Origin of the sequence: Streptomyces tibetensis (assembly GCF_007655005.1) — a bacterium.
In the GTDB taxonomy this organism is placed as follows: Bacteria; Actinomycetota; Actinomycetes; order Streptomycetales; family Streptomycetaceae; genus Streptomyces; species Streptomyces tibetensis.
Genome location: NZ_SZVW01000009.1, coordinates 112,204 through 127,017, shown reverse-complemented (window position 1 = coordinate 127,017; position 14,814 = coordinate 112,204). Strand labels below are relative to the sequence as shown.

Annotated in this window: 12 protein-coding genes and 3 pseudogenes; 9 read left to right on the top strand and 6 right to left on the bottom strand. The window is 71.5% G+C overall.

Annotated elements, in window-relative coordinates; genetic code table 11:
• The first annotated feature begins 13 nt into the window (after positions 1-13).
• The 4 genes and pseudogenes from FDO69_RS16995 to FDO69_RS16980 all read left to right on the top strand — a co-directional run bounded on the left by FDO69_RS16995 (position 14) and on the right by FDO69_RS16980 (position 3,180).
• Positions 14-846: pseudogene (locus tag FDO69_RS16995) on the top strand (helix-turn-helix domain-containing protein).
• Complete coding sequence (locus tag FDO69_RS16990; protein ID WP_104780676.1) at positions 828-1,034, top strand: DUF397 domain-containing protein; 207 nt, start codon at positions 828-830, stop codon at positions 1,032-1,034. The pseudogene FDO69_RS16995 and the gene FDO69_RS16990 overlap by 19 nt, the downstream one beginning before the upstream one ends.
• Before the next feature lie 79 nt (positions 1,035-1,113).
• Positions 1,114-1,566 carry a GNAT family N-acetyltransferase gene (locus FDO69_RS16985; protein WP_104780823.1) on the top strand — a complete coding sequence of 151 codons (453 nt, stop codon included), beginning with the start codon at positions 1,114-1,116 and terminating at the stop codon, positions 1,564-1,566.
• A 135-nt stretch (positions 1,567-1,701) separates the two neighbouring features.
• Positions 1,702-3,180 (top strand): alpha/beta hydrolase, encoded by a 1,479-nt coding sequence (locus FDO69_RS16980; RefSeq protein ID WP_104780675.1) that lies wholly within the window; start codon positions 1,702-1,704, stop codon positions 3,178-3,180.
• 71 nt (positions 3,181-3,251) lie between these two features.
• Here the strand turns inward: FDO69_RS16980 and FDO69_RS16975 are convergent, their stop codons facing one another.
• The gene (locus tag FDO69_RS16975; protein WP_104780674.1) at positions 3,252-3,689 is read right to left on the bottom strand and encodes a protein-tyrosine phosphatase family protein; all 438 of its coding nucleotides are present in this window, start codon (positions 3,687-3,689) and stop codon (positions 3,252-3,254) included.
• Positions 3,690-3,979: 290 nt separating this feature from the next.
• Between FDO69_RS16975 and FDO69_RS16970 the strand changes: the two genes are divergently transcribed.
• The 5 genes from FDO69_RS16970 to FDO69_RS16950 are packed head-to-tail and all read left to right on the top strand — an operon-like array spanning position 3,980 to position 10,490.
• Complete coding sequence (locus tag FDO69_RS16970) at positions 3,980-5,608, top strand: ABC transporter substrate-binding protein (protein ID WP_104780673.1); 1,629 nt, start codon at positions 3,980-3,982, stop codon at positions 5,606-5,608.
• 4 nt (positions 5,609-5,612) lie between these two features.
• Complete coding sequence (locus tag FDO69_RS16965; RefSeq protein WP_104780672.1) at positions 5,613-6,575, top strand: ABC transporter permease; 963 nt, start codon at positions 5,613-5,615, stop codon at positions 6,573-6,575.
• On the top strand, positions 6,572-8,545 hold the full coding sequence (locus tag FDO69_RS16960; RefSeq protein WP_104780671.1) for a dipeptide/oligopeptide/nickel ABC transporter permease/ATP-binding protein: 1,974 nt from the start codon (positions 6,572-6,574) through the stop codon (positions 8,543-8,545). The genes FDO69_RS16965 and FDO69_RS16960 overlap by 4 nt, the downstream gene beginning before the upstream one ends.
• On the top strand, positions 8,542-9,561 hold the full coding sequence (locus FDO69_RS16955) for an oligopeptide/dipeptide ABC transporter ATP-binding protein (protein WP_104780670.1): 1,020 nt from the start codon (positions 8,542-8,544) through the stop codon (positions 9,559-9,561). Before FDO69_RS16960 ends, FDO69_RS16955 begins: the two co-directional genes overlap by 4 nt.
• Complete coding sequence (locus FDO69_RS16950) at positions 9,558-10,490, top strand: dihydrodipicolinate synthase family protein (RefSeq protein WP_104780669.1); 933 nt, start codon at positions 9,558-9,560, stop codon at positions 10,488-10,490. The genes FDO69_RS16955 and FDO69_RS16950 overlap by 4 nt, the downstream gene beginning before the upstream one ends.
• Positions 10,491-10,565: 75 nt before the next feature.
• Here FDO69_RS16950 and FDO69_RS16945 read toward each other — a convergent pair whose 3' ends face one another.
• From FDO69_RS16945 to leuA, 5 genes and pseudogenes are all read right to left on the bottom strand, one after another.
• Positions 10,566-11,228 (bottom strand): response regulator, encoded by a 663-nt coding sequence (locus FDO69_RS16945; protein ID WP_104780668.1) that lies wholly within the window; start codon positions 11,226-11,228, stop codon positions 10,566-10,568.
• Positions 11,225-11,674: pseudogene (locus FDO69_RS16940) on the bottom strand (sensor histidine kinase); the annotation flags it as partial. The gene FDO69_RS16945 and the pseudogene FDO69_RS16940, both read right to left, overlap by 4 nt.
• A pseudogene (locus FDO69_RS41210) lies at positions 11,663-11,932 on the bottom strand (MMPL family transporter); the annotation flags it as partial. The pseudogenes FDO69_RS41210 and FDO69_RS16940, both read right to left, overlap by 12 nt.
• Before the next feature lie 153 nt (positions 11,933-12,085).
• Positions 12,086-12,781 (bottom strand): TerB family tellurite resistance protein, encoded by a 696-nt coding sequence (locus tag FDO69_RS16935; protein WP_104780667.1) that lies wholly within the window; start codon positions 12,779-12,781, stop codon positions 12,086-12,088.
• Between the two features lie 211 nt (positions 12,782-12,992).
• Positions 12,993-14,714, bottom strand: a complete 1,722-nt coding sequence (gene leuA, locus FDO69_RS16930; RefSeq protein ID WP_104780666.1) for a 2-isopropylmalate synthase — start codon at positions 14,712-14,714, stop codon at positions 12,993-12,995.
• Positions 14,715-14,814 lie beyond the last annotated feature (100 nt).

Genomic DNA, 14,814 nt, shown 5'->3' with positions numbered 1-14,814 from the left:
GAGGGGTTCGGTAATGGCCAACGGTTCTCGGCAGGCGGCGTGGGAGTTCTTCGGCGCGGAGCTCAAGCGGCGGAGGGAGGACGCGGGAATCACCCAGGTGGAGCTGGGATCGCGGGTTTTCGTCTCCGGCGGATACATCGGCCAGTTCGAACAAGCCATTCGCAAGCCACAGTTGGATGTGGCGCAGCGGATCGACGGGGTGCTGCAAACCGACGGTATTTTCGAGCGGCTGTGCAGGAAGCTGATTGACGACAGGCGGTATGCGGATTATTTCGCGGGGGTTGTGGAGCTGGAGGGGCTGGCGACGCAGATCTGCGAGTTCGCACCGACGCTGGTGCCGGGACTTCTGCAGACTGCCGCGTACGCCCGCACGGTTACCGTGGCGGCGAACCCGTTCGTCACAGACGACTACGTCGAGGAGAAGGTGACGGCCCGCCTGGAAAGGGCACGGATCCTCGAGGACGCTACAAGGCCCGAGTATTGGGTGATCCTGCACGAGAACGTGCTGCGCATGCCGGTGGGCGGCCAGGAGGCCATGGCGGCCCAACTGGATCACATCGCAGGTCTGGTGCGGGGGCGGCAGGTGATGGTGACGGTGCTGCCGTACTCGGCAGGGGCTCACCCCTCCATGGGCGGCATGCTGACGCTCATGAAGTTCGACGACGCGCCGCCCGTCGCCTATACAGAGACGTCGTTTTCGGGGACGTTGGTCGATGACCCGAGCGTGGTGAAGAACGCACAGCGCGCTTACGATCTGCTCAGGGTCGCCGCCCTGCCCCCGGAGGCGTCCCTGGCCCTGATCGAATCCGCGGCTGAGGACTAAGACGATGCACAAGGACGACCTGAGCAACGCCTGCTGGAGAAAAAGCAGCTACAGCAACGGCGAGGGCGGCAGCTGCGTCGAGGTCGCCGACGGGATACCCGGGGCCGTGCCCGTCCGGGACAGCAAGCTGGCCGACGGCCCTGTGGTCCTGGTCGGGGCGGACGCGTGGAGGGCGTTCCTGCGCACGGTCGGGGCCGCCCGCCTGCAATGATCCAACGATGGATGCGAGCACGGAGACGAAGAGGACCCAGCCGGCTCACCAGCACACCGGACCAGGGCCGGCATGGTCGATGCGTCCGGCACGACCGACGGACGTCGACGCGATAGCGGAGCTGCGAGCGACAGTGATGCGCCCGGACCTGGAGCGTCTGGGCCGCTTCGACGAACACCGGGTGAGGCGGCGTCTTCGGGACGGCTTCTCCCCGCAGCACACCTCGATCATCACGGCCGCCGGATCGTTCGCGGGCAGCGTGACCCTGCGCCCAGCCGAGGACGGCCACTGGCTGGAGCACTTCTACCTCAGCCCGGACGTCCAGGGCCGAGGCCTGGGATCGGCAGTCCTGCGAACCCTCCTGGCCAGGACGGACACTGCCGCCGAGCCCGTCCGCCTGAACGTCCTCCAGGGCAGCCCCGCCCGCCGTCTCTACGAACGCCACGGCTTCACGGTGGAATCCCAGGACCCGATCGACGTCTTCATGCTGCGCCTGCCCCTGACGAACCGAACACGCCAAAGGCTCTTGTAGGCCCGCGACCGGAGCATCCATCCCCACGCCCCCCGTTCACGCCGATCGGCAACTCTGCAAGGGGGGGTAAACCCCCTGATCGGTACGGCAGTTGACCGGATGTGGTGAAGGCCGGTGAGCCGTCAGGCTCGTTCCATGAAGCAGATCAAGCGCAACGCATCCCTGATCGCTGCCTCAGCTCTCCTGTTCGGGCTCGCCGTCCCGCTGACCGCTTCCGCCGCCGATACCGAGCCTCTCGAATGGACCAAGTGCGAGGGCACCGGCCTCGACCCGCGTCAGCGGTGCGCGGCACTCTCCGTACCGATGAACTACGCCGATCCGGGCGGCCGGAAGATCGACATCGCCCTCTCCCGCCTCCCCAGCGAGAAGCCCTCGGCCCGTCGCGGCGCGTTACTCATGATCCCCGGCGGGCCCGGCGGGGACAGCCTCGCCGGGCCCTCCGAGACGGGCAGGCAACTGCCCCGGTCGGTACGCGACGCATACGACCTCATCGGCTTCGCCCCGCGTGGCAACTCCCCGTCCACGCCCGTGAGCTGCGACTTCGACCGCTCCGACCTCGCCCGCACCAAGCTGCTCCCCTGGCCCACAGCGGGCGGATCCGTCGCTGAGAACATGGCCGCCGCCCGCCGGATGTCGGACGCCTGCGCCCGCGCCGGCGACGAACTGCTGCAGCACGTCAGCACCAAGAACAACGCCCGCGACATCGACCGCATCCGCGCCGCCCTCGGCGAGCGCGAACTGTCCGCCTGGGGCGTCTCGTACGGCACATACGTCGGCGCCGCCTACCGGGAGATGTTCCCGCGGCGCACCGACCGCATCGTGCTCGACAGCAACGACCACCCCGACCCGGTGCAGGGCCAACGCGCCTGGCTCGCCGCGTTCGAGGTCGGCGTCGAGGACAACTTCCCCGAGTTCGCCAAGTGGGCCTCCCGGCCCGGCAACCCGCACCGGCTGGCCCGCACCGCGGCCGAGGTGCGCCCGCTCTTCCTGCGCCTCGCCGCCCGCCTGGACCGCACGCCGATCCCCTGGCCGGGCTCCAACCCCGAGGAGCTGAACGGCAACGTCCTGCGCCAGACCATGCTGGACGGCTTCTACGACCCCGCCGACGGCTACCCCGCCGTCGCCGAGCTGATGCTGGCGGCGAAGAAGGGCACGGTGCCGCCCGCGCCCCAGGCGCCGCCGGACCCGGTGCTGCGGAACTATGCCGCGGTCGTGGCCGCCACCGTCTGCAACGACGCCGCCTGGCCCCGGTCGGCCGCCGTCTACCGCAAGGACGTCGCCACCGGCCGCCTGAAGTACCCGCTGACCGCGGGCATGCCGCGAAACGCGATGGTGTGCGCCGCCTGGCCGTGGCAGCCGAAGGAGCCGCCGGTGCGCGTCACCGACCGGGGCCCGTCCGATGTCCTGCTCATCCAGAACGAGCGGGACGTGGCGACCCCGCTCAGCGGTGCGCTGAAACTGCGCGAGGCCCTGGGCCGGCGAGCCGTGATGGTCACGAACGACGCCACCGGCCACGGCGCCTACCTGGACAACGGCACCGCGTGCGGCGACACCCTCGTCTCCCGCTTCCTGGCCACCGGGGAACGGCCCCGCAAGGACACCGACTGCCACTGACCGGCCTGGCACGCCCTGGCGTACCCGCGCGCGAGGCTCCAGTCCGGCTCGTCGATGCTCTGGGCCGAGATTCACCCCTCGCCGAATCCGCGCACGAACCGCCGCTGCCAAGGCGTCTCCACGGCATGACGGTCGTAGTGCCGCCGGACGTACGCGACCGCCTCCTCCCCCGGCACCCCGTCCAGCACCGCGAGGCAGGCCAGGGCCGTGCCCGTGCGGCCGCGGCCGCCTCCGCAGGCGAGTTCCACCCGCTCCCCGGCGGCCCGTTCCCACACATCGGCCAGTACCGCCCGGGCGGCCGCCCGGTCCGCCGGGAGACGGAAGTCGGGCCAGCGGATCCAGCCCGACTCCCAAGGGACCTCGGGCGGCCGCCGGCCGAGCAGACAGACACCGTAGGAGGGGAGGGGCGCGCCGGGGTTCAAGGGGTGGCGCAGGCCTCGGCCCCGTACCAGCCGGCCGGACGGCAGTCTCAGGACACCGGCGTCACTCTCGCTCCACAGCTCGGTCATGCCCCTCATCATGGTCCGCTCCCGCCCGCCCGGTGACGGATTCGAACGACGGGGCCCGGACGTCTCGACGTCCCGCCTCCGGCCACCGACCCGGCACTGCGGCAGGTCCGACGCACCGTCAACTCACGCAGTCGGGCGACGTCATCGGTCCGGCCTCCGGCGGATGCGCCATTCGTGTGCGATCCCTTGACCGCCCCCACGGCCCCTCCTATGGTCGCGCTGACCACAGGACGTAGGACGTCGTATCTCCGCTGCCAGTCCCCTCCCCCCCAGACCTCGCTGGAGGACCCGTGCGCGACGTGACCCCCGACGTGCCGGCGCTGCACCGCCGCTCGTTCCTGAAGTACACCGGCGCACTGGGCGCGGCCGCCGCCGTCTCCGCGTCGCTGTCGGCCTGTTCGTCGGGTCCGGAGTCCACCAACGACACCGGCAGCGGCGGCGGCCGGGACCGGACGCTCACCGCGGTGATCGGCTACGGCAACGACGGCAGCTGGGACCCCACCCAGACCGCGTCCGCGTTCTGCATGGCCGCCAACCACCACATCTACGAGGGGCTGCTGGACACGGACCCCATCTCCCGCGAGCCCTACGCCGCGCTGGCGACCGAGGTGCCGAAGGACCCGGACAGCACCACGTGGCGGTTCACGCTGCGGCCGGGGGCGACGTTCCACGACGGCAAGCCCGTCACCGCCGACGATGTCGTCTTCGTCTTCGAGCGGATCCTCGACCCGGACACCCAGACGCTCGCCAAGGGCTTCTTCGCGAGCTGGCTGAAGGAGGTCCGGAAGATCGACGCGCGGAACGTGGAGCTCGTGCTGAAGTTCCCCTTCCCGGACGGGCTTTCGCGGCTGACACTCGCCAAGATCATGCCCAAGCACGTGTTCTCCCGGCCCGGGGCCTGGGACGACGCCATCAAGGGCAAGGCGATCGGCTCGGGGCCGTACCGGCAGACCGCGCACCATCCGAAGTCGAACACGACCTTCGAGGCGTTCGACGCCTACAACGGCCCTCGCAAGCCCGCCTTCCGGAAGATGAACTGGCTGACGATCGTGGACGCGGCTCCCCGCGTCGCGAAGATCTCGGGGTCGAGCGCGGGCGCGCAGATCGCCGACAACATCCCGTACGCCAACATCGGGCAGTTGGAGAGCGGTGGGATGACCGTCGCCGGCGGGGCCGGGATGAACAACCTGTTCCTGATGTTCAACACCGCGCACAAGCCCTTCGACGACGTGCGGGTGCGCCAGGCCCTGCACTACGCCATCGACACCGAGAAGATGGTGGAGGTCGCGCTGAAGGGCCACGGTAGACCGTCCAGTTCGTTCCTCGACGAGGCCAACCCGTCCTACCGGCGGGCGAAGACCGTCTACGACCACGACCCCGACAAGGCGAAGGCGCTGCTGAGGGAGGCCGGGGTCAAGGGGCTGAGCATCGAGATCCTGGCCGTGAACGTCAGCTGGATCGTGGACTGCCTGCCGACCGTCAAGGCGTCCTGGGACGCGATCGGGGTGAAGACGACCCTGTCGCCGCAGGAGACCACGGCCGTGTTCACGAAGCTGGACCAGAAGCGGGACTACCAGGTCGTGGCCGCCGCCTCCAACCCCAACCAGTTCGGCCTCGACGCCGACCTGATCATGCACTACAACTACGGTCCCGAGAACCTCTGGATGCAGTACACCCGCTGGGCCGCCGACCCCGTCGCCAGGCAGCTCTTCAAGGACATGGACCGGGCCACCCGGGAGCCCGACCCGGCGAGGAAGAAGGCGATCGTCCAGGACTACCTCGACGTCGTCGCCGAGCAGGCCGTGCTCTACCCGGTCGTGCACAACGAACTGATGACGGCCTGGGACCCGGCGCGGCTCAGCGGCATAAGGGCCCAGCCGTACCCGGGCATCAACCTCCTGACGGCCAAGTGGGCCTAGCGGCATGACGGCCGTCCTGCGGATCCTGCTGCGCCGTGTCGCCCTGCTCGTGCCGCTGATGCTCGGCATCGTGCTGTTCGTCTTCCTGGTGATGCGGTTCTCGGACGTCGACCCGGCGTCCGCGTTCTTCCAGGGCGCCAACCCGACACCGCAGCAGCTGCACGCCTTCCGTGAAGAGCACGGCCTGCTGGATCCGCTGCCGGTGCGCTACGCCGACTTCGTCGCCGACCTGCTGCACGGCGACCTGGGCACCAGCGCGCTGACCCGGGCGCCGGTGATCGACCAGGTGACGACCGCGCTGCCACTCACCCTGCAACTGACCTTCCTGGGGCTGGGCATCGCGGTCGTCCTCGCCCTGCTCGGCGGTGTGACCGCGGCGATCCACCGGGACCGGCTGCCCGACCAGCTCATCCGGGTCGTGTCGCTGACCGGCGTCGCCGCGCCCGGCTTCTGGCTGGCGCTGCTGATGATCCAGTATCTGGCGGTCGACCTCGGCTGGTTCCCGACCGGCGGCTACATCAACCCGGCCGACTCCTTCACCGGCTGGCTGAAGACGATGACGCTCCCCGCGCTGGCCCTCTCCCTCCCGGTGGCGGCGCAGCTGACCCGGATCGTCCGGACGGCCGTCGTGGAGGAGCTCGACAAGGACTACGTACGGACGGCGATCGGGAGCGGGCTGCCGCCCCGGGTGGTGGTGGGGCGGAACGTCCTCAGAAACGCCCTGATCAATCCCCTCACCGTGCTCGGCCTGCGCGTCGGCTACCTCCTCGGCGGGGCGGTCGTCATCGAGACGATCTTCTCGCTGCCGGGCATGGGCAAGCTGATGATCGACGCCGTCAAGAACGGCGATCCGGCCGTCGTCCAGGGCGTCGTACTGACCACGGCGGCCGGGTTCGTCGTCGTGAACCTCGTCATCGACGTCCTCTACCTGCTGGTCAACCCGCGACTGAGGGACGCCTCCCCATGATGACCCGCAAGAGTCTCACCGCGGCGCTGTCGCGGCCCGGCGTGCGGCTGCGCGGCCTGCGCCGGCTGCCGTCGCTGTCGAAGATCGCCGTCTGCTTCCTGGCCCTCGTCGCCCTGATGGCGCTGCTCGCGCCGCTCCTCGCCCCGCACGACCCGCTCGACCAGCAGCCCCCGGTCGACGGCACCGGGCACCCGTCCGCCGCACACTGGATGGGCCAGGACAGTCTCGGCCGGGACATCCTCAGCCGGCTGATGTACGGGGCGCGCTGGTCGCTCGCGATCGGGCTCGGCGCGACCGGCCTCGCCCTGGTGGCCGGTGCGCTGCTCGGGGCGGTCGCGGCGACCTCGCGCAAGGCGGTCGACGAGACGCTGATGCGCTGCCTGGACGTCGTGATGGCGTTCCCGGGCATCGCGCTGGCGGCCGTGCTGGTGGCGGTGTTCGGCGGTGGCGTCACGGTGCTGATCTGCGCGATCGCGTTCCTGTTCACACCTCCGGTGGCGCGGGTGGTGCGGGCGAACGTCCTCGACCAGTACGGCGAGGACTACGTGACGGCGGAACGGGTGATCGGCGCGCGGACGCCGTACATCGTGCTGCGGCACGTGGCGGTCAACTGTGCCGCGCCGGTCCTGGTGTTCTGCACGGTCCAGGTCGCCGAGGCTGTCGTGTTCGAGGCGTCGCTGTCCTTCATCGGGGCGGGCGTACGGCCGCCGGACCCGTCCTGGGGCAGTGTCATCGCGGACGGCAAGAACATGGTGCTGACCGGCGGCTGGTGGGCGACGGTGTTCCCCGGGCTGCTGATGCTGATGACGGTGCTGTCGCTGAACGTCCTGTCCGAGGGGGTGTCGGACGCCTGGGCGGCCCCGTCGGCGCGGGAGGTGGACGCACCGGACGACGACCGGCTTCGGGAGACGGAGCCCGGCGGCGGGGAGGTCGTGCCGCTGCCCGGTCTGGCGGCGGCCGCGCGCCGGTTGCGGGCCCGGGCGCGCCGAGTGCCCCGGGACGGGCAGCCGGTGCTCGCGGTGGAGAACCTCGTCATCGGCTTCGACCGACGGCACGGCGGCGTCGACATCGTGGACGGCATCAGCTTCGAGGTGCATCCCGGGGAGGTGCTCGGGCTGGTCGGCGAGTCGGGCTGCGGCAAGTCGCTCACCGCCCTGGCGATCATGGGCCTGGAGCCGAAGGGGGCGCGGGTCGGCGGCCAGGTCCGTTTCCGGCAGCGGGACCTGCTCGCCGAGCCGATGCGGGTCCGCCGCAAGCTGCTCGGCCACGAGATGGCGATGATCTACCAGGACGCGCTGTCGTCGCTGAACCCGGCGATGACGATCCGCGCGCAGTTGAAGCAGGTCGTCCGGCGCGGCGGGCACCGCGGTCCCGCCGAGCTGCTGACGATGGTCGGCCTCGACCCCGGGCGGACCCTGCGCAGCTACCCGCACGAACTGTCCGGCGGGCAGCGCCAGCGCGTCCTGATCGCCATGGCCCTGTCCCGCGACCCGAAGCTGATCGTCGCCGACGAGCCGACGACCGCCCTGGATGTGACCGTGCAGGCGCAGGTCGTGGAGCTGCTGCTGCGGCTGCGCGAGGAGCTCGGCTTCGCGCTGGTCCTCGTCTCGCACGACCTGGCGCTGGTCGCGGACGTCACCGACCGGGTGGTGGTCATGTACGGCGGGCAGATCGTCGAGACGGGCGTGACCGCCGACCTGGTGGAGGCGCCGGCGCACCACTACACGCGCGGCCTGCTCGGCAGCGTGCTGTCGCTGGAGTCGGCGCAGGAGCGGATGACGCAGATCAGCGGCGTCGTGCCGTCCCCGGCCGACTTCCCCGCGGGGTGCCGCTTCGCCGACCGGTGCCCGCGCGCGAGCGGGGTCTGCCGTACGACGGCTCCGGTCCTGGCCGGCCCTCCCGAGCACACGGCGGCCTGTCATCACCCGGCCTTGGAGCTGTCGGCCACCGAGAGCGAGGCGGTGTCGTGAGCGCGCTGGTGGAGCTGGCGGACGCGCACGTCGTCCACAAGGCGCGCAGCGGCGGCCTGTTCACCCGCGACCGGGTGTACGCGCTGACCGGCGTCGATCTGGCCGTCGCGCCGGGCGAGACCGTCGGTGTGGTCGGTGAGTCCGGCTGTGGGAAGTCGACGCTGGCGAAGGTGCTGGTCGGGGTGCAGCGGCCGACACGGGGGACGGTGTCGTTCCGGGGCCGGGACCTGTGGGCGATGCCGGCAGCCGAGCGCCGCCGGGCCGTCGGCGGCAGCACCGGCATGATCTTCCAGGACCCGTCGACGGCCCTCAACCGCCGCCTGACCGTCCGGCGGATCCTGCGTGACCCGCTCGACGTGCACGACCGGGGCACCCGAAGCCGACGCGAGGATCGGGTGTGGGAGTTGATGTCCCTCGTGGGCCTCCCCCGGGCCCTGGCCGACGCCCTGCCCGGCCAGCTGTCGGGCGGGCAGCGCCAGCGCGTCGCGATCGCCCGGGCGCTCGCGCTGGACCCGGACCTGGTCGTCGCCGACGAGCCGACGAGCGCCCTGGACGTGTCGGTCCGGGCCCAGATCCTCAACCTCCTGCTCGACCTCAAGGAACGCCTGGGCCTGGCCCTGGTGTTCGTCTCCCACGACATCCAGACGGTACGGAGGATGAGCGACCGCGTGATCACCATGTACCTGGGCCGGATCGTGGAGGAGTCCCCGGCCGCCCTGGTCACCGACCGGGCCCGGCACCCCTACACCCGCGCCCTGTTCTCCGCCACGCCCGGCTTGCTCCACCCGATCGACCCGATCCCGCTGACCGGACCGGTGCCGTCGGCGACCCGCCCGCCGAGCGGCTGCCCGTTCCGCACCCGCTGCTGGAAGGCGGACGGGGCCTGCGCGGAGCAGATGCCGGGCTTCTCGGCCGCGTCGGCGCCCGCGCACCGCTTCCGCTGCCACCATCCTGTGCGGGAGGACGAGTCGACCCGCGACCTCGTCCACCGGCGCGACCCGATGGAGGCTCCATGACTCTCGCCCCGCTGACCGGTGTCATTCCGCCCGTCTGCACGCCGCTGACACCGGACGGCGAGGTGGACGTCCCCTCGCTGCTCTCGCTCGTCGACCATCTGGTGGCGGGCGGGGTGCACGGACTGTTCGTGCTCGGCTCGACCTCGGAGGCGGCGTTTTTGCCGGACCGGCAGCGCAGGCTGGTCGTCGAGTCGGTCGCGGGCCATGTGGGCGGGCAGCTGCCGGTGCTGGCCGGGGCGATCGACATGACGACGCCCCGGGTCCTGGACCATGTCGCGTCGGTGACGGCGGCGGGCGCGGACGCGGTCGTGGTCACCGCCCCCTTCTACACCCGCACCCATCCCGCGGAGATCACCCGCCACTTCCGCGCGGTAGCCGCCGCGAGCCCGGTCCCGGTCATCGCCTACGACCTTCCCGTCGCCGTCCACACGAAGCTGCCGGCCGACGTCGTCCTGGAGCTCGCCGTCGACGGGGTCGTGGCCGGGCTCAAGGACTCCAGCGGTGACCTGGCCGCCTTCCGCCAGGTGGTGACCGGCGTCCGGGACCGCGGGGGCGTCACCGGCTTCAGCGTGCTGACCGGGTCCGAGCTGATCGTCGACGCGGCCCTCGCGATCGGCGCGGACGGCACGGTGCCGGGCCTCGGCAACGTCGACCCGCACGGCTATGTCCGCCTGGACCGGCTGTGCCGCGCCGGGGACTGGGAGGGGGCCCGTGCCGAACAGGAGCGCCTGTGCGCCCTGTTCGGCATGGTGACCGTCGGAGATCCGGCCCGCATGGGTGCGAACTCCTCGGCGATCGGGGCGTTCAAGGCCGCGCTGCACCTGCGCGGCGTCATCGTCTGCCCGGCGACGGCACAGCCGCAGATCCCGCTGGCGCCCGACGAGGTGGAGCAGGTCGGCAAGTACCTCGCGGCGGCCGGGCTGCTCTAGTGCCGCGGCAGGACTGCGCAGTGCCGCGACAGGGCTGCGCAGTGCCGCGACAGGGACTGGAAAGGAGCCCGGTCGTCAGACGCCGCCCGGCGTCACCATCCCCGACTCGTAGGCGACGATGACCAGCTGCGCCCGGTCCCGTGCCGCCAGTTTGCCCATGATGCGGCTGACGTGGGTCTTCGCGGTGAGCGGGCTCAGGCCCAGCGCGTCGCCGATCTCCGTGTTGGTGAGGCCGCGCGCGACCAGGGCGAGCACCTCCCGCTCCCGCCCGGACAGGCACTCGGGCCCGCCCGTCTCGGGGGCGGAGGGGCTGCGCAGGAACCGCTCGATCAGCCGTGCCGTGGGGCCGGGCGACAGCAGGGCCTCTCCGGCGGCGACCGTGCGGATGGCGTCGAGGAGTTCGGCCGGCCTGGTGTCCTTGACCAGGAACCCCGAGGCACCGGCCCGCAGCGCCTCGACGACGTTCTCGTCGGTGTCGTACGTGGTGAGCACGAGCACCCGTACGGCAGCGAGGTCCTCGTCGGCCGCGATGAGCCGGGTCGCCTCGATGCCGTCCAGGTCGGGCATGCGGATGTCCATCACGACGAGGTCGGGGTGTGCGCCGCGGGCCAGCTCGACGGCCTGCCGGCCGGTGGCGGCCTGGCCGACGACCTCCATGTCCCCGGCCGACTCCACGAGCATCGCGAACGCCTCCCGCACCAGGGTCTGGTCGTCCGCGAGCAGCACCCGTATCGTCATCCGGCTCTCTCCCCCGTCGTGGTCAGCGGCAGGACCGCCCGCACCTCGCATCCGCCCCCGGTGCGCGGTCCGGCGTCGAGTGTGCCACCGACGCTGCGGGCCCGCTCCCGCATCCCGACGAGCCCGAAGCCCGGGGTGCGGCCGGAGGCCGGTCCGGTGCCGTCGTCGCGGACCGACAGGTGCAGGGCGCCCTGCCGTTCGTCCAGTTCGACGTGGACGGCCGGTTCGGGCCCCGCGTGCCGCACGGCGTTCGTGAGCGCCTCCTGCACGATGCGGTAGGCGGCGGCGCCGACGGCGGGCGGCGCCTGCCCCCACGCGTGCGGTCTGCTCGACGCGGGCACCGGCCAGCCGCGCCGCCTCCGCCAGGTCGGTCAGCCCGTCGAGGCCGGGAAGCGGGCCACGGCTGTCCGGGGGCCGTGCTCGCGCAGCACCTCGGCGGTGCGCCGGTCGGCGTCGGTCAGCCCGCCGCCGCGGTGGTGGACGAGCACCAGATCGGACGACTCACCACCCGGCAGCTCGTCCTGGATCCTAGCCACCTGGGTGGAGTCGGCGCTGTCGGGCAGGTAGTCGACCGCGCGGTTCTGCTGGATGTCGGCGAACTTGCCCGCGAGCGGCCCGACCAGCACGAGCGCGGCGAGCCACAGCCCGACCACCACCCAGGGCACGGCCCGTTTCCGCCCGCTGCGCGTCCTTACGGCCCCCATGGGCCCGGGCTCCCTCCGGTCGGGTGTCTGGCTCGGTCTCCAGACTCCCGCCGGGCGGGGGCCGGTTCGTCGGGCGTGAGGGCGAGTCGGACGCTACTGCCGGGGGCGGTCCCGGCCGGGCGTTACTCCCCGGGGAGTAACGGCAGGTGTGCCCTACGAAGGCGTGCGCGCGGCCGCGAGCAGCCGGGTCACGTCGTCGGAGCAGATGGTGAGTGCCGCTCCCACCGTCGCCAGCACGTCCCGCTCGGCCGTGGTGTACGGGCCGTCCGCCAGGGCGATGCGGGCGCCCTGGAGCAGGATCGATTCGCGGCCGACGGCGGCGAGGTGCGGAGTGAGCGGGTCCAGCGCCTCGTGGAGCTCTATGGCCAGCCCCGCGCCGCAGGGTTCGCCGGCGATCCGGCCGGTGTCGGCCTCCAGCGCCTCGACGAGCGCAGCGAGCTGCTCCTCCGTGCAGTCGTCGAAACCGGCCGCGCGGACGGCGAGGACGGCGGCCTCCAGCGCCGTACGGGCCCCGGCGCCGCCCGCGGCCAGCACCGCGAGGGCGACGGTGTGCACGGCGTCGCGGAGCATCGCGGAGAAGCGGGTGGTGGTCGGATGGTCGAGGACGTCGGTGCCGAAGTGGCGGCGGCAGGCCGCGCACTCCACGACCGGCCCGGTCTCGCCGCGCGGCAGCACGGGCAGGCCGAGCAGGGTGAAGCGGCGTTGCCCGGTCAGCCGCTGGTAGTTGCGGTCGCCACCGCAGCCGGGGCAGAAGAACTCTCCGTCACCGGCGGCCGTCCACGCGGTTCGGGTGCCCAGGATGCGCGAAAGCCTGGCGGCATGGCCGTTTCGTCCCCGTCCTGGCAGCACGTCGCACCTCCGTCACGCCGCACGGCAACGTCGCCGCGCTTGCGTGATGTTAGCCACATCGGAGACGAGGAGTCAGCACCCCGGAGGAGACCTTTCCGTGACCTCCACAGCAAATGGCCGGTATACGACGGGGCTCCGCCCGCCGGAGATCGGCGGACGGAGCCCCTGCGGCATCTGTGAGCGGCCTGGTGCCGCAGACCCGTACGGCTGGTCAGCGAGCCGCGCGGTTGACGGCCGAGACGACGGCCTTCAGCGAGGCCCGGGTGGTGTTCGCGTCGATTCCGATGCCCCACAGGACCTTGCCGTCGATCGCGCACTCGATGTAGGAGGCGGCCTGCGCGGAGGCTCCCTCGCTCATCGTGTGCTCCTGGTAGTCCAGCAGGCGTACGTCGATGCCGACGGACTGCAGGGCGTCGAAGAAGGCCGAGATCGGACCGTTGCCCGAACCGGTCAGGACGGTGTCCTGGCCGTCGACCGTGGCCTCCACCTTCAGCGTGTCCACGCCGTCGGTGTCGGTCGTCGACTGGCCGTTGCGGACCTGGATGCGGCCCCAGGGGTTCTCGGGGTTCGGCAGGTACTCGTCCTGGAAGACCGCCCAGATGTCCTTCGGCGTGACCTCGCCGCCCTCGGCGTCCGTCTTGGCCTGGATGACCTTGGAGAACTCGACCTGCATGCGGCGCGGCAGGTCCAGGCTGTGGTCGTTCTTCAGGACGTAGGCGATACCGCCCTTGCCGGACTGCGAGTTGACCCGGATGACCGCCTCGTAGGAGCGGCCGACGTCCTTGGGGTCGATCGGCAGGTAGGGGACGGCCCACTCGATGTCGTCGACGGTGACGCCCTTGGCGGCCGCGTCGGCCTCCATGGCGTCGAAGCCCTTCTTGATGGCGTCCTGGTGGGAGCCGGAGAAGGACGTGTAGACCAGGTCGCCCACGTACGGGTGGCGCGGGTGGACCTCCATCTGGTTGCAGTACTCCCACGTGCGACGGATCTCGTCGATGTCGGAGAAGTCGATCTGCGGGTCGACGCCCTGGGAGAACAGGTTCATGCCCAGGGTGACCAGGTCGACGTTGCCGGTGCGCTCGCCCTGCCCGAACAGGCAGCCCTCGACGCGGTCGGCGCCGGCCATCAGGGCCAGCTCGGCGGCGGCGACGGCGGTGCCGCGGTCGTTGTGGGGGTGGATCGACAGGCAGACGTGCTCGCGGCGGGACAGGTTGCGGCCCATCCACTCGAAGCGGTCGGCGTGCGTGGACGGCGTGGAGCGCTCCACGGTGGCCGGCAGGTTCAGGATGATCTCGCGGCCCGGGCCGGGCTGCCAGACGTCCATGACCGCCTCACAGACCTCCAGCGCGAAGTCCAGCTCGGTGTCGGTGAAGATCTCGGGGCTGTACTGGTAGCCGAACTCGGTCTCCGGGCCCAGCAGCTTCTCGGCGTACTCGATGACCAGCCGGGTGCCGTCCACGGCGATCTGCTTGATGTCGTCCTTGGAGCCGCGGAAGACGACCCGGCGGAAGACCGGGGCCGTGGCGTTGTACAGGTGGACCGTGGCGCGCCTGGCGCCCTTCAGGGACTCCACCGTGCGCTCGATCAGGTCCTCGCGGGCCTGGGTCAGTACGGAGATGGTGACGTCGTCGGGGATGGCCCCGGGCTCCTCGATGATGGAGCGCACGAAGTCGAAGTCGGTCTGGCCGGAGGCGGGGAAGCCGACCTCGATCTCCTTGTAGCCCATCTTGACCAGCAGGTCGAACATGGCGCGCTTACGGGCGGGCGACATGGGGTCGATCAGGGCCTGGTTGCCGTCACGCAGGTCGGTGGAGAGCCAGCGGGGGGCGGTGGTGATGCGCTGCTCCGGCCAGGTGCGGTCCGGGATGTCGACCTGCTCGTAGCGGCCGTACTTGTGGATCGGCATGGAACTGGGCTGCTGGCGGTTCGCCATGATGCGGGGGCTCCTCAGAGGGTGTCCGGAAGGACGGCCGACGACGCAGCACCAAGCTCCGCGGGGAGGGAGTCGGCCTCGACTACAGGCCCTCGCCGCG